Genomic DNA, 13,044 nt, shown 5'->3' on the forward strand with positions numbered 1-13,044 from the left:
AACTAATTTTATTTTTGAATCTGTCATAAAGGCGCCTGTTCCACCTTTTAAATCAAGAGAGACATCTTTTGAACCAGCAGATGCTTTTACTTTCATACTTACATCTGGATAAACATCTTTAACTCCAGGAACAGATTGAAGACGTTTCAGCATATCAGATGTAATTTTAGCGTTATCTGGTCCATAATCAGGGTTTTTGTAGTAAATCGTTACTTCATTATCTTTTCCTTGGCCTAACTCTTTTTTAAACTTTGCGTTTGTACCATCACCCATTGAAATGATAGTAATAATGGCGCTAATACCGATAATAATACCTAGCATCGTTAAGATAGAACGCATTTTATGAGCAAAGATAGAGGAAAGGGCCATGCGTATATTTTCACTCGTGTTCAAAATTAACCTCTCCAATCTTGGACGATATTTCCGTCACGAATTACAATTTGACGTGCTGCAGCTTCCCCGATTTCACGGTCATGGGTAATCATAATGATTGTTGAGCCTTGTTTGTTTAATTCGTAAAAGAGGTCCATAATTTGTGTACTTGTTTTCGTATCAAGTGCTCCCGTCGGTTCATCGGCTAAAATGAATTTCGGGTTATTTACGATTGCACGTGCAACAGCGACACGCTGCTTTTGTCCACCTGACAATTCGTTCGGCAGGTGAGTAGCGCGATCAGCTAAGCCTACTTTTGTTAAAGCGGCTAATGAACGCTCACGTCTTTCTTTTTTATCAACTCCAGCGTAAATAAGAGGTAGCTCTACATTTTGAAGTGCTGTAAGTCTCGGTAATAACATGAAGTTTTGGAATACGAATCCGATCTCTTTATTACGAACGCGTGCAAGTTCTGTTTCAGACATGTTTGAAATGTTTTGCCCAGCTAGTTCGTACGTACCTGTCGTCGGTTTATCTAAACAGCCGATAATGTTCATTAATGTTGATTTACCAGAACCAGATGGACCCATAATTGAAGTGAATTCTCCTTGGTTCAGTGTTACGTCAATTCCGTGTAATATTTGAACGGATTCTGCACCATTTTGGAAGGATTTCGTGATGCCTTTTAAGTTAATCATTCAACGACAACCTCCATACCATCTTTTAAGTCTTTTTCAGGTTTAGAGATAATTTGTTCTCCTTTTTTCACTCCAGAAACTTTTGCTTCGCTATCAGTCTCGAATTCAACAGTAACTGCTTGTTCTTTCGCTTTACCGTCTTTTACAACGAAGACAACATTTTTGTCGCCTTTTTTCACGATGCTGCTTTTTGGAACAATTGTACCAGTTGCTTCGCCAGATTTACTTGTTACGTAAACGTGGAATCCGTTTTGTAGTTCGTCACTATTATCTAATGTGACAGTGAATTGATAGTTAGAAACAGTTTTATTTTCGTCCAAACTCTTTAATGGTGTAGAACCGATTTCTGTTACTTTTCCTGTCCAAGTCTTACCAGCGACAGTTTTTGATGAAACAGTTACTTCTTGCCCAACCTTCATACTAGCAAGCTCATATTCAGAAAGTTGACCTTTTACTTTAAATTGACCAGCGTGACGAAGAGTAATTCCGCTCATACCTGTTTTTTCGTCAGCAGTTTTTACGATATCATCAATTACGCCATCAGCAGGACTTGTTACAGAAAGAGTGTTTACTTTCTCTTTTGCTGCTTTAATCATTTCATCAGCTTTTTCAACTTCAAACTTTTTCATTTCAATTTGTGATTCTAATTGCCCAACTTCAGCTTCTGATGCTTTTAATGCTTCAGCAGGAAGGCCTGCATTTTTGTCTTTTTGTAATTTTTGTTTCGCTGCATCAATTTGTTTTTGGAACAATGTTACTTCTTTTTGTGCGATTTTCTTTTGCATTTCTGCTTCTGTTACACCTTGTTTAGCAGTAGGATCATTGTATTTAAACAGAAGTTGACCTTTTTTCACTTCATCGCCTTTTTTAACAGCTAATTCATATGTTCCTTTTGTTGGATCGAATGAAATAGTTTCAATTCCGTTTGGAATAATTTCGCCACCAAATTTTTGTGCGTTTTGGATTTGTTTTTCCGTAACTTTATAACCGCTATATGCCATTGCTACTTCTGAACTGCCTCCAGCAAATGCAAAGTATGATCCAGCTGCAATTCCGATTGCTACTACACTAGTAATTAACACTTTATTTTTCTTCTTCATCTATTTATCACCTTTTCGTTCGTTTTAGTATCTACATTAAGTATAAAAGAGGAGAAGAATCTGACAAATCGTTTTAGCTTACAATAACCTTACAGTTTTGTAAGGTATGAATATGTAAATGTAAGGTAGAGGTTGTCCTAGTATAAGCAAATGAATTGACTCGTTGTTTCTTTCTTACAATAATATTGTATGGAGGAGAGGAGGAAGGAAGATGGAAGCTTATTTTAGTGCGCATCCATTAAAATCGTTTATTCCATACTCAAGGCAACATGTCCTTATATTATTTATTATGTTGGTGGGGATATTTTTTCTGTATCAATACCAAGATGTATTACGTCAAAGTGAGTGGAATATAAAGGTTCGATATGCAATTGCATTTTTATTTATAGGTAGTGAAATTGGGCTTCATATGTGGGAATGGAAAGCAGGGATTTTTGAGCTAGCTACTTCATTACCGTTTGAATTATGTACAATTAGTTTATTATTAGCGTCGATTATGATCGTAACGAAAAGTTACCGTATATATGAGATTGTATTTTTTACCGGAATTATTGGTGCATCACAAGCCATTTTAACACCAAACTTGCAATATGCTTTTCCGCATTTTCGTTTCATTGAATATTTTAGCGCGCATATATTGCTCATTTGGGCACCACTCTTTATGACTTGGGTGGAAGGCTATAGACCGACTTTGCAATCTATTAAGCGTACGATGATATTTTTAAACATAGTAATTCCAATCGTTTCTTTTGTGAACTACAAAACAGGAGGCAATTATATGTTTTTAGCTCGTAAGCCAGAAACTGCTTCATTACTCGATATGTTAGGGCCGCATCCTTACTATATTATTTCATTAGAAGTAGCTGCGCTTATTGGATGTTTTATTTTGTATATGCCGTTTGCGAAAAGAGAAGGGCATGCGCATAAAGAATCACTAGGATCATAACCTAGTGATTTTTTTGTATAAACATTTACAATTCAGAAAATTAAGAATAAAATTAGGGGGTAAATTATATAGAGAGAGAAGGGAAAACGTGGTCAAAAAAGTTTTTCTGAATGGGATGGAAGTGACGGTTCAATTTATTATTTCGATTTTGGGTATTATTTGTTTAGGGGCACTGCCGAAATTATTTTATGGATTTGAGCTGCATGCATCAAGGTACATACAGAGTTTAAAAGAAGTGTTTGTGAACTTAATGGATATTTCCAATTTGCAATATGTGAAAGGTAAATTTTTATTTCCGCAGCTGTTCGTCCATTATAAAGAAACGATTATTATTTTTTTAGCTGCTTTTTTTATTTCATTATTTGTAGCATTTTGTATTGTTTATGTAATTATGAGTAGTTCACCGCGTATACAACATCGAATTAAATCATTTCTTATCTTCCTAGAATCCATTCCAGATATCCTTCTTATTTTAGTATCACAAATTTTAGTTGTATGGTTTTTTAAACAAACAGGTTTTTTACCTTTTCAAATTGCTTCAATTGGAGGCGAGTCGATTAGGGGGTTGCCAATATTGTGTTTGAGCATCCCGACTACGATTATGTTTGTAAAAATGGTCGTGCTTCGTTTTGAAAATGAACTAGAAAAAGATTATGTACTATTTGCTAAGGCGAAAGGGCTGGGGCGCTTTCATATTTTAAATCGTCATATTTTACGAAATGTGTTGCTTAGTACACTTTTCTTTGCGAAAACGAATATCTTTTTTATGTTATCTAATTTATATATTATAGAATGGATTTTTAATACGGGTGGTATTTTTATGTTTTTGAAATCGTATTTCGGTATTAGAGTTGAGGTTTTCATCGTTAGTGTGCTTCTTATATATATTCCGATTTTTATTTTATTTAAATTGTTTCATTATCTCATTCCGGCTGCGATGAAGGAGAGATTATAATATGTGGACGTATATAAAACGTGATAAAAGATTTTGGATAAGCATTGGGTTTCTTCTCCTATTAGTTCTTTTGAGCATCGGAAATACGTTATGGAATGATGGACATATTAGACAAGTTACATTGCAATATGATGCGGATGAAAATCCACAAGTGCCACCGTTTCCACCTTCATTACAATTTTTACTCGGGACAGACCGGAAAGGGTATGACCTGTTACATTTAGTCATTGAGGGCGCGAAGTGGACGATTGGTATATCTATTTTAATTGCGGCACTTAGAATGGTAATAGGTGTGTTTTTCGGTGTCGTACTCGGAACGTATATAAAAAGAGGATTTTCAAAAATTGAGGCTTTCTTTGATAGTTTTACAGTTATTCCGACAGTTATGATTGCGTATTTTTTTCTTCAATCTGCAAATGCATTTGGAAGCGGAGAGGAGACAACAACCTTTTTTGAAAGGGCTTCGTTTCAAGTGGTATTACTTGTACTGCTTGTAATGCCAGTTATTGCACTGTATGTGGCGAAGGAAGTTCGTAAATTGCGAACGGAAGAATTTGTTGATGCCGCGCGCATATTAGGTGGATCGAGAAGACATATTGTTATAAAACATATTTTTCCGCATCTCTATATGCCGTTTATACTCGTATTTCTTCAGCAGTTTACGCAGACTCTTACTATTTTACTGCACTTAGGATTACTTGAAGTGTTCTTTGGTGGGACTGTAATGTTTGGTGGACAAATAAAAGAGGTGGAATCTTATACGCATGAATGGTCAGGTTTAATTGGAGTCTATTTTAGATCATTAACAGTGAATCCATGGATCCCACTCGTCCCAATTACATTTTTCGGGCTTACTATTTTTTCAGGAAATATGATTGTGAAAAGTATAGAAGAGGCGATGATGAAAGTAAGGTTAGGGGGAGAGATGAAGAAGGACGTTGTAGAAGAGGAACAATCTGCTGTGCAGTCAAAAGAAGAGTTATTTACTTTTAAACATACGATGTGAAGAGCCTGGGAAACTAGGTTCTTTTATTTTGTTATATTACAATATCGTAAGAGAGATGTAATAAAAATCGATAGGGGAGAAATGCAATTTCGTATACACTTCATGTATAGAGAAATGCGAGAGCGGGTGAAGGTATACGATGGATTTTTTAGAAGTATCAAAACGTAGTATAAAACGAAATGTGAAAGATTATTTTCTATACTTTATTTCATTAGTAGGCAGCATTATTATTTATTTTACATTCGTATCGATTAAACGAAATGAAAGTGTAGTAGCTCTTTTGAAAGAGTCGGATAAAGTGGAAACGACGTTTACGTTTGCACAAATTTTGTTAATTATCTTTTTAACGATATTTATTTTTTATTGTAATAGCTTCTTTTTGCGAAAGAAGAAAAAAGAAATTGCACTATATAGTTTATTAGGTATTCGTAAAGAAGAAATTGCGAAATTACTCTTTTATGAAACGTTATTAGTTGGTGCTGCGGCAAGTGTATTAGGTATCATTTCAGGTTTGTTTATAGCCAATATATGCGCAGGGCTTCTTGTGAAGTTAATGGGAAGTGCATTTACTTTTACATTTACGATTTCATTTGTATCAATAGTAGAAGTTCTTATAACGATAGGTGCCATTTTCTTTATTGCATCATGGAAAAGTAAAAAGTTAATTTATGAACATCGTTTAGTTGAATTATTGTACGGGGAAAATCAGAAAGAAGAGGCACCTACTTATTCAAGTAAGAAAGCGAAAAGTGCAATTGTATTACTTTTTATAGGGTATGTGGTGGCATTTTCAACTTTAATTTTTGGAGTAGTGATGTTACTCCTTACAGGGTTAGTCATTTTTGGATTAATTGTAAAAGGTACGTTTTTATTATTTGAGCAGTACACAGTGAAATCACTGCATAAAGTAAAAGAAGACAAGAAGAAATATTGGAATGGGACGAACATTTTATCAATTTCTTCATTGTTCTTTAGAATAAAAGGAAATGTAAAGATGCTGGCGTTATTATCTTTATTAAGTGCGGTAACACTATGCACAATTGGTATGAGTTCTAGTATGTATTATGGAGCGAAGAAAACGGCGAAACTTATGAATCCAGTTAGTTATGAGTATGTAACGACTGGGAAGGAATTAGATAAGAAAGTCAGTGAAGAGATTCAAAAACATGAGTTAGGAATTAAAAATGAAACGTCTATAACTATGCTCTCTATGCAAGGAAATATAGATGGAGAACAAATGTTAACAGGATATTTAATAGGTAATGGTAATGTACAAATTATAAAAGTGACAGATTATAATAAATTAGCTTCTATGTTAGGTCATAAACAAGTTATTCTCGGTTCTGAAAAGGAAGTTGTTTTATTAGATCCGTATAAATCATATAACATCGAAAAGAATTCTCTTGAAGGAAATCATGTGTCCTTTGAAGGAATGAAGAGTGGTTTAACAATCGTTGATCACCGCGAAGAAACAGTTGTTAGTGCGAAACTTGCACCAGTGGGGCTTGTTGTTCAAGAGTCATTATTTAATAAGTTGCAGAAAGGAAAGGATGTTTCAACAGTTAGTGGATTTATCGTTGAAGGGAACGGTAGTAGAGAGTTAACGGAAAGAATAGGAGCTATTATTCCGAAAGAAGCGAAATTCCAATCATTTGAGAAGACGAATCAATCTGAATTGCAAGATGGTGCAGTATTATTATTTGCAAGTGTATTTTTAGGGATTGTCTTTATTCTTGCAACAGGCTGTATTTTATACTTTAAACAAATAACAGAAGCAATGGCAGAGCGACCGGCATACGGAATGTTAAAGAAAATCGGATTAACGAAGAAGGAAGCAAGGGAGTCTGTAAGAAAGCAAGTCGGTGCAATATTTTTAGCACCATTCATGCTTGCGATATGTCATACGTTCTTTGCGTTTTTAAGCTTGATGGGATTTGGAGGAATGTTTGAATATAGTCTTCCTCTGCTCGGTAGTATAGGGGTATATATCGTGATTTACTTTGGTTATTATATGTTAACGGTTCGTTCGTACACGAATACAGTATTTAATGATAGAAAATAAAAAGAAGCAAGCATGGATTTCATGCTTGCTTCTTTTCTTTATTTTGTAGAAATTTCACCTGTAGCTTCTGTTTGCGGAATAAAGTATCCAATTATACCACCGATTATTGCTGGAATGATCCAGCCAATTCCTAGGTTATAAAAAGGAATGGTGTGTACGATATTAGCGATAAAACTTGGTATCATTTCCACATTATCAAGTGCATGAATACAGCTAATAATAAACGCTGCAATCATCGCTCCAATGTAGACAGAAGGTTTACGTTTCGTATATTTATCGATAAATGATACGAAAACTAAAATGATCGTAATTGGGTACAAAATAATTAATACAGGTAGTGTGATTTTAATTAATAAGCTTAATCCTAAGTTTGAAATAACGAAACTAAAGATACAAACGTATAGTACAAGCTTTTTGTATGAAACATTTGTTAGCACTGTTGTGAAGTAATTTGCAAATGCACTTACAACACCAATTGCCGTCGTTAAACAAGCGAAGATAATGGCGATACTTAATAAAATATTACCGCTTGTCCCAAAGAATTGATACATAACAGTAGCTAATAGCTGACCACCGTTTTCGAATTGCCCTAAGTTTCCGTTTGAAGCTCCGATATAACCGAGTAAGAAGTAAACGATTGTTAAGAATAGAGCAGCAATACTTCCGCAAATGATTGTATATTTTGCGATAGATTTCTTCTCTTGTATACCGTTTTGACGAATTGCATTTACAACAATTGTTGATAGTACGAGAGCGCCAATTGCATCTAACGTTAAAAATCCTTCAAGAAATCCTTTGAAAAACGGGATGTCTTTATAGTCACCGATAGGCTCTGCAAACGTTCCTGGTGAAAGAATCGCTTTTGTTGCCATAATTGCAATAATTACAAGTAAAATTGGTGTTAATATTTTACCGATATGATCTACTAGCTTGGATGGATTTAATGATAAGAAGTAAACGACTGTAAAGAAAATCGCACTAAAAACTAACATAGAATACCATTGATCTGGGAAAAGTGGTGCAATCCCGATTTCGTAAGATACAGATCCAGTTCGTGGAATAACAAATAGTGGGCCGATTGAAAGATAAATAATGATAGCGAATACTGCTGCGAATTTTGGATGAACACGGCTCGCTAAAGTGTTAAAACTACCACCAGCAAGGGCAACAGCAACGATAGCAAGTAAAGATAAACCGACGTCTGTAATAATAAATCCTGTAATGGAAACCCACATATTTTCTCCGGAAGAAAGACCAAGAAGGGGCGGGAAAATCATATTACCAGCACCGAAAAAAACTGCGAATAGTAATAAACTAATCGAAAGTATTTGCGCTGGTTTTAAAGTTGTATGCATATAAAGAAAATCCTCCTAATGAGTGTTTTTGTCGAAAATTCAAATAATTTGTCGAGTAACTGTTATTATTTTAAAGGTCTGATGACTAGAAAGCAATAGGGAATTTTGAAAATATTAAAAAATAATGCATTAAATCGAATAAATATACTATTTATATGTTTAATAGGAAGAATTTAACTTTTAACATAAAAAAACACATATCGCTAGGATACGTGTATTAAAAATATATTTTTCTATCGCGTTCTTCTTTTAAAATTTCAACTGCTTCTCGGAAGCGTTGTGAATGGACAATTTCTCGTTCGCGTAAAAAGCGTAAGCTGTCATTTATGTCGGGATCGTCTGATAAATCAATGAGCCATTGATAAGTTGCTCGTGCTTTTTCTTCAGCGGCAATATCTTCATATAAATCTGCGATAGGATCACCTTTTGCTTGAATATAAGTAGCAGTAAAAGGAACACCACCGGCATTATGATAAAATAAGGCGCTATCGTGATTAGCGTACTGTGCATCTAATCCGGCAGCTTTCATTTGTTCAGGTGTTGCATCTTTCGTTAATTTATAAATCATTGTAGCAATCATTTCTAGGTGTGCGAATTCTTCGGTGCCAATATCGGTCAGCAAGCCAACGACTTTGTCGGGAATCGTATACCGTTGATTTAAGTAGCGAAGGGCAGCTGCAAGTTCACCATCTGCACCTCCGTATTGTTCAACTAATAATTTTGCGAGTGCTGGATTACAGGTGCTTACTTTAACGGGGTATTGTAATTTTTTCTCATAAATCCACATAGTGTCTCTCCTTTATATTTGCCATGGCCAAGGCCCTTTGCTCCATTCCCATGGAGCGTTAGAATAACTATTTCCAAACTGTTGAAGTGGCCCGTATTTTCCTTCAATTTTTTGCTGTAATATTCTTCGTTTATAGGAGAAATCATTGAATTGATTTATAGCGGCGGTATCGTTAGGATGTGTATCTAAATAGAGGGTAAGTTCAACTAATACAAAGTCTAGTTCTTGTAGTTCTTCAATCCATTTGTAATATTCATCAGGCAATATTTGTGTCACGTTGTTATTCACGTCCTTTTTTGTAAGGATTTTCATAATAATCATAAAAAGCAGGCCATAAAGTCCCTTTTCTTAAAGCTTCTTTTGGTGGGAATTGGGGTAAGTTAGGTGGCTGAAAGCCCATAAACAGGTGAGGGGGTGTTGAGTAATATTTTTTCCCAATTGGAGGGCAAGGATCGTTTGGTCCATGAAAAGGTATGTAGGATTTCATGTATTTGTCCATGTTACACGCCTCCTTTATTAATGAGATATTCATCACTACGTATTGTATTCATACATAATTGTAAATTATGACTCATATAGAAAACTAAAAGGGGCAGGAGGAGTGCGGATGGAAAGGATTACAACATGCATTGTATTAGAATCTAAAAACTTAAAGGAAACATTATATTTTTATGAAGGGATTCTAGGTTTCACACCGAGTAAGGAGAGACCACAATTACGTGTAACAGGTGTTTGGTATGATATTGGTTCAACGAGAATTTGTTTTGTTGTAAACCGGGGACTGGGAGAGTATAGAGAGACTGTCACATCAACAGTAGAGGAACTATTTCTTAAAACTACAAATATCGATCAGATAAAGAAAAAATTGGAGTTTTATCATATATCATTTGTAGAGGAATGTGATGGTGAAGAAATAAGAATAACTTTATATGATCCTGATCGTGTTAAGATCCAAATTGTTTCAACAAAGAATATAGAATAGTGTCTTTTATAATGTAATAATCTGAATAGCATATGAAAAAAATATTGACAAGCTTAGGTAAATATTTTAATGTGATTGTATAAAATTGTGTATATAAAGGGGAGTAACTTATTACAGTAAAGTCGTCATTACAGGGAGAAACCCTCGGCTTTATTGGCAACGTTTCGTTGTTAGTGAGACCTTTACCAGCAATGGTAGAGGCCCCTTATTGTCTTTTTTAGGACCCTTACCACGTTTGGTAGGGTCCTTTTTGTATACAAAGAGAGGAGATATAAAAATGAAAAAACTTATTAGTAGATTAAGAGTTGTATTTCATGTTCGCCGATTTGTTCCATTCCTATTTGACTTTTTCACTTCAAAAGAGGTTTCAATAAAGAAGAAAATTTTATCTATTGCATTTTTAGTTGGTTATGTTGCGATGCCGCTCGATTTAATTCCAGACTTCTTACCGTTTATCGGTATTTTAGATGATATTGGAATTGTGTTATTTATTTTGAACCGAATTGTAAAAATGGCGCCAGTTCAATTACAAGAAAAGCATAACGTAAACGTAGGATAGGAGTTGGGGTAGAAAATATGGAGCAAATTATTTTAGATATAATCGAGTTTTTAAAGCAGTTTTCTTATTTTGGAGTTGTGTTAGCATTAACGTTTGAATTTATTCCAGCAGAAGTAGTTTTGCCCATGGTTGGGTATTGGGTGTACGAGGGAGATATGAATTTTTGGCTTGCTGTACTAGCCGGAACCCTCGGCGGAACGACAGGACCTTTAACGTTATATGCACTCGGTTATTACGGCGGTCGTCCTCTATTAATAAAATACGGGAAATACTTCTTCATTAAAGAAGAACAAATTCAAAAAGCAGATGATTTCTTCGAGAAATATGGACCGGTTGTAGCATTTGTTGGACGCTTTGTGCCAGGAGTTCGAACGCTTATTTCTGTTCCGTGTGGTATGGCAAAAATGAACATATGGAAATTTAGTATTTATACATTTGTAGCAATGTTCCCGTTAACGACTTTGTATGTTTATTTTGGAATGAAATTAGGTCCGCATTGGGAAAAGGCAGCGGACGTTGTTGGGCAATATATGCTACCAATATTAGGAGGCGTTATTCTTATCGTTGCTAGTATCTTTGTCTATAAATATATGAAGAAAAGAAATAAAACGGAATCTATTTAGTCATTTGAATATTTTTTGAAAATAGATGAATAGTACAGGCAAAAGACTCTGAGGGACATACACATATAGGGAATATAAAAGAGAGAGGGGAAACAACTATGTCTTGTGAGTGCTCAGGGTCAGCATTAACTTGTTGTCCAGATAAAAATTATGTGCAAGATAAAGTGTGTAGTCCGTGGTCTGCTACTGTAGTTGCAACAGCAATTGATAATGTTCTCTATACAAATAATATTAACCAAAACGTAGTTGGTACTGGTTTTGTTAAATATGATGTTGGACCAGGCCCAATTACTGTAGAAGCGCTTGATTCTGCTGGGGGTACAATTGATACACAAACATTAAACCCAGGAACGAGTATTGCTTTTACGTATCGCCGCTTTGATAGTATACAAGTTGTGTTACCTGCAACACCTGCTGGAACGTATCAGGGAGAATTTTGTATTACAACACGTTATCCACTTTCATAGCAGAATAGGAGAGGATCGAAATGGGAATGAGAAGTTCCAGTTTGTCTTGTTGTTCTAATAAAACACTTGTGCAAGACCAAGTATGTACAGACTGGTCTATTACAGGTGCTGGTACTCAAATTGTATATACAAATAATATCACGCAAGAAGTATATGGTTCAGGTTACGTGAAGTATGATGTCGGTGCCAACCCGATTACAGTTGATTTTTTAGTAGGTGCAACAGTAGTTGATACAATTACTGTACAACCACAAAGTAGTGGTACTTTCACTGTCCGATATTTTACTACTGTCCGAATTACTACGACAGGAACGACTGTTAATCAAGGCGAGTTTTGTATTACAGTACGTTATCCAATTTCATAAAAAAGCATACCGTAAATGGTATGCTTTTTTTTAGAAAGTAATGAAATTGGTATTCTATAAGCAACATGTAAATTCGCAACAGTACTTGCCTTCTAAATATAGTGAAGGATTACTTGTTATATTGATAATACTGACCGAGTGTAAGTCTTTTCCTGTGTACGATATTGTATTACCAGGAAACACAGTGAAAATATTGGTTACTGTTCCAACGATTTGAATTGTAATTGCTTCGGTGCTGCTAGTACTATTGTAAAACGAGACAGTACCTGATATAAGTAATATCCCATCACTTTGCCATAGTATCATTGATTGTGATGCATCTTTGGCAGATGGGATGGTGTTATTAGTTATGAGGAAATTCCCTGCAAATTCATTTGTTACTCGCTCGCAATTTGGATTTGGAGGAGGGGGCGTTGGACAAGGGTCTGGACAAATAATAGATAAAGGAGCGAAACAACCGATATTTTTTTTATTCTTCAATACAACCCCTCCTTTTAAGTTGTCTTTTACTAATATTAAATGTAAAAGCATGGCCGATGTGTTAAAAAAAGAAGGAAATATTAAAAATTAAGATTGTCTAATAGGCTTAAACCTTAACTTATCATTAGCGTTATAGAAAAGATTATATGTGAATAGTCATAGGAAAAGAATGATCAGACTCTTTTAGACAAAAGGTGGTTGTATACAATAGTACGAGGAATGTTGGACTTAATTTCTAATTAACTGTATATTTACAAAAATCTAATAAAATTCATTTGTTATTTAAA

The 13,044-nt window shown here is 34.9% G+C and carries 18 protein-coding genes; 10 read left to right on the forward strand and 8 right to left on the reverse strand.

Annotated features, from left to right (window positions below; translation table 11 throughout):
* From MR170_RS17000 to MR170_RS17010, 3 genes are all read right to left on the reverse strand, one after another.
* Window positions 1–393, reverse strand: a 393-nt coding sequence (locus MR170_RS17000) for an ABC transporter permease (protein WP_242308736.1), incomplete at its 3' end; no start/stop codon positions are given.
* Between the two features lie 2 nt (window positions 394–395).
* Entirely contained in the window at window positions 396–1,070 is a 675-nt protein-coding gene (locus MR170_RS17005) for an ABC transporter ATP-binding protein (RefSeq protein ID WP_000609103.1), read from the reverse strand.
* Complete coding sequence (locus MR170_RS17010; RefSeq protein ID WP_242308737.1) at window positions 1,067–2,170, reverse strand: efflux RND transporter periplasmic adaptor subunit; 1,104 nt, start codon at window positions 2,168–2,170, stop codon at window positions 1,067–1,069. Before MR170_RS17010 ends, MR170_RS17005 begins: the two co-directional genes overlap by 4 nt.
* Before the next feature lie 211 nt (window positions 2,171–2,381).
* Here MR170_RS17010 and MR170_RS17015 point away from each other — a divergent pair, with 211 nt between their 5' ends.
* The 4 genes from MR170_RS17015 to MR170_RS17030 all read left to right on the forward strand — a co-directional run bounded on the left by MR170_RS17015 (window position 2,382) and on the right by MR170_RS17030 (window position 7,139).
* Window positions 2,382–3,116 (forward strand): YwaF family protein, encoded by a 735-nt coding sequence (locus MR170_RS17015; RefSeq protein WP_242308739.1) that lies wholly within the window; start codon window positions 2,382–2,384, stop codon window positions 3,114–3,116.
* 88 nt (window positions 3,117–3,204) lie between these two features.
* Complete coding sequence (locus MR170_RS17020) at window positions 3,205–4,071, forward strand: ABC transporter permease subunit (protein WP_016082747.1); 867 nt, start codon at window positions 3,205–3,207, stop codon at window positions 4,069–4,071.
* A 1-nt stretch (window position 4,072) separates the two neighbouring features.
* Window positions 4,073–5,077 carry an ABC transporter permease gene (locus MR170_RS17025; RefSeq protein ID WP_242308740.1) on the forward strand — a complete coding sequence of 335 codons (1,005 nt, stop codon included), beginning with the start codon at window positions 4,073–4,075 and terminating at the stop codon, window positions 5,075–5,077.
* A 139-nt stretch (window positions 5,078–5,216) separates the two neighbouring features.
* Entirely contained in the window at window positions 5,217–7,139 is a 1,923-nt protein-coding gene (locus MR170_RS17030) for an FtsX-like permease family protein (RefSeq protein ID WP_242308741.1), read from the forward strand.
* A gap of 38 nt (window positions 7,140–7,177) precedes the next feature.
* Here MR170_RS17030 and brnQ2 read toward each other — a convergent pair whose 3' ends face one another.
* From brnQ2 to MR170_RS17050, 4 genes are all read right to left on the reverse strand, one after another.
* Window positions 7,178–8,494, reverse strand: a complete 1,317-nt coding sequence (brnQ2, locus tag MR170_RS17035) for a branched-chain amino acid transport system II carrier protein BrnQ2 (RefSeq protein WP_242308742.1) — start codon at window positions 8,492–8,494, stop codon at window positions 7,178–7,180.
* 217 nt (window positions 8,495–8,711) lie between these two features.
* Window positions 8,712–9,281, reverse strand: coding sequence for a spore coat protein CotJC (gene cotJC / locus MR170_RS17040; RefSeq protein ID WP_002170510.1), 570 nt, complete (start codon window positions 9,279–9,281; stop codon window positions 8,712–8,714).
* Between the two features lie 12 nt (window positions 9,282–9,293).
* Complete coding sequence (locus tag MR170_RS17045) at window positions 9,294–9,557, reverse strand: spore coat protein CotJB (protein WP_016082743.1); 264 nt, start codon at window positions 9,555–9,557, stop codon at window positions 9,294–9,296.
* 4 nt (window positions 9,558–9,561) lie between these two features.
* Window positions 9,562–9,780, reverse strand: a complete 219-nt coding sequence (locus MR170_RS17050; RefSeq protein ID WP_016082742.1) for a spore coat associated protein CotJA — start codon at window positions 9,778–9,780, stop codon at window positions 9,562–9,564.
* Between the two features lie 108 nt (window positions 9,781–9,888).
* On the opposite strand from MR170_RS17050, the gene MR170_RS17055 reads away from it, so the two are divergent.
* From MR170_RS17055 to MR170_RS17075, 5 genes are all read left to right on the forward strand, one after another.
* Window positions 9,889–10,263, forward strand: a complete 375-nt coding sequence (locus MR170_RS17055) for a VOC family protein (protein ID WP_226608199.1) — start codon at window positions 9,889–9,891, stop codon at window positions 10,261–10,263.
* Window positions 10,264–10,540: 277 nt separating this feature from the next.
* On the forward strand, window positions 10,541–10,822 hold the full coding sequence (locus tag MR170_RS17060) for a YkvA family protein (RefSeq protein ID WP_000733844.1): 282 nt from the start codon (window positions 10,541–10,543) through the stop codon (window positions 10,820–10,822).
* A gap of 17 nt (window positions 10,823–10,839) precedes the next feature.
* Window positions 10,840–11,445 carry a DedA family protein gene (locus tag MR170_RS17065; protein ID WP_000435017.1) on the forward strand — a complete coding sequence of 202 codons (606 nt, stop codon included), beginning with the start codon at window positions 10,840–10,842 and terminating at the stop codon, window positions 11,443–11,445.
* A 98-nt stretch (window positions 11,446–11,543) separates the two neighbouring features.
* Window positions 11,544–11,912 carry a DUF3992 domain-containing protein gene (locus tag MR170_RS17070; protein WP_001277540.1) on the forward strand — a complete coding sequence of 123 codons (369 nt, stop codon included), beginning with the start codon at window positions 11,544–11,546 and terminating at the stop codon, window positions 11,910–11,912.
* 20 nt (window positions 11,913–11,932) lie between these two features.
* Window positions 11,933–12,277, forward strand: coding sequence for a DUF3992 domain-containing protein (locus MR170_RS17075; RefSeq protein WP_000525819.1), 345 nt, complete (start codon window positions 11,933–11,935; stop codon window positions 12,275–12,277).
* A gap of 54 nt (window positions 12,278–12,331) precedes the next feature.
* Here the strand turns inward: MR170_RS17075 and MR170_RS17080 are convergent, their stop codons facing one another.
* Window positions 12,332–12,715: an S-Ena type endospore appendage gene (locus MR170_RS17080; protein WP_346749467.1), complete on the reverse strand. Its 384-nt coding sequence runs from the start codon at window positions 12,713–12,715 to the stop codon at window positions 12,332–12,334.
* Here MR170_RS17080 and MR170_RS32480 point away from each other — a divergent pair.
* Entirely contained in the window at window positions 12,600–12,848 is a 249-nt protein-coding gene (locus tag MR170_RS32480) for a hypothetical protein (RefSeq protein WP_338083732.1), read from the forward strand. The genes MR170_RS17080 and MR170_RS32480 overlap by 116 nt on opposite strands.
* Window positions 12,849–13,044 lie beyond the last annotated feature (196 nt).

It is taken from the genome of Bacillus cereus group sp. BfR-BA-01524 (genome assembly GCF_022662595.1).
Lineage (GTDB): Bacteria > Bacillota > Bacilli > Bacillales > Bacillaceae_G > Bacillus_A > Bacillus_A thuringiensis_S.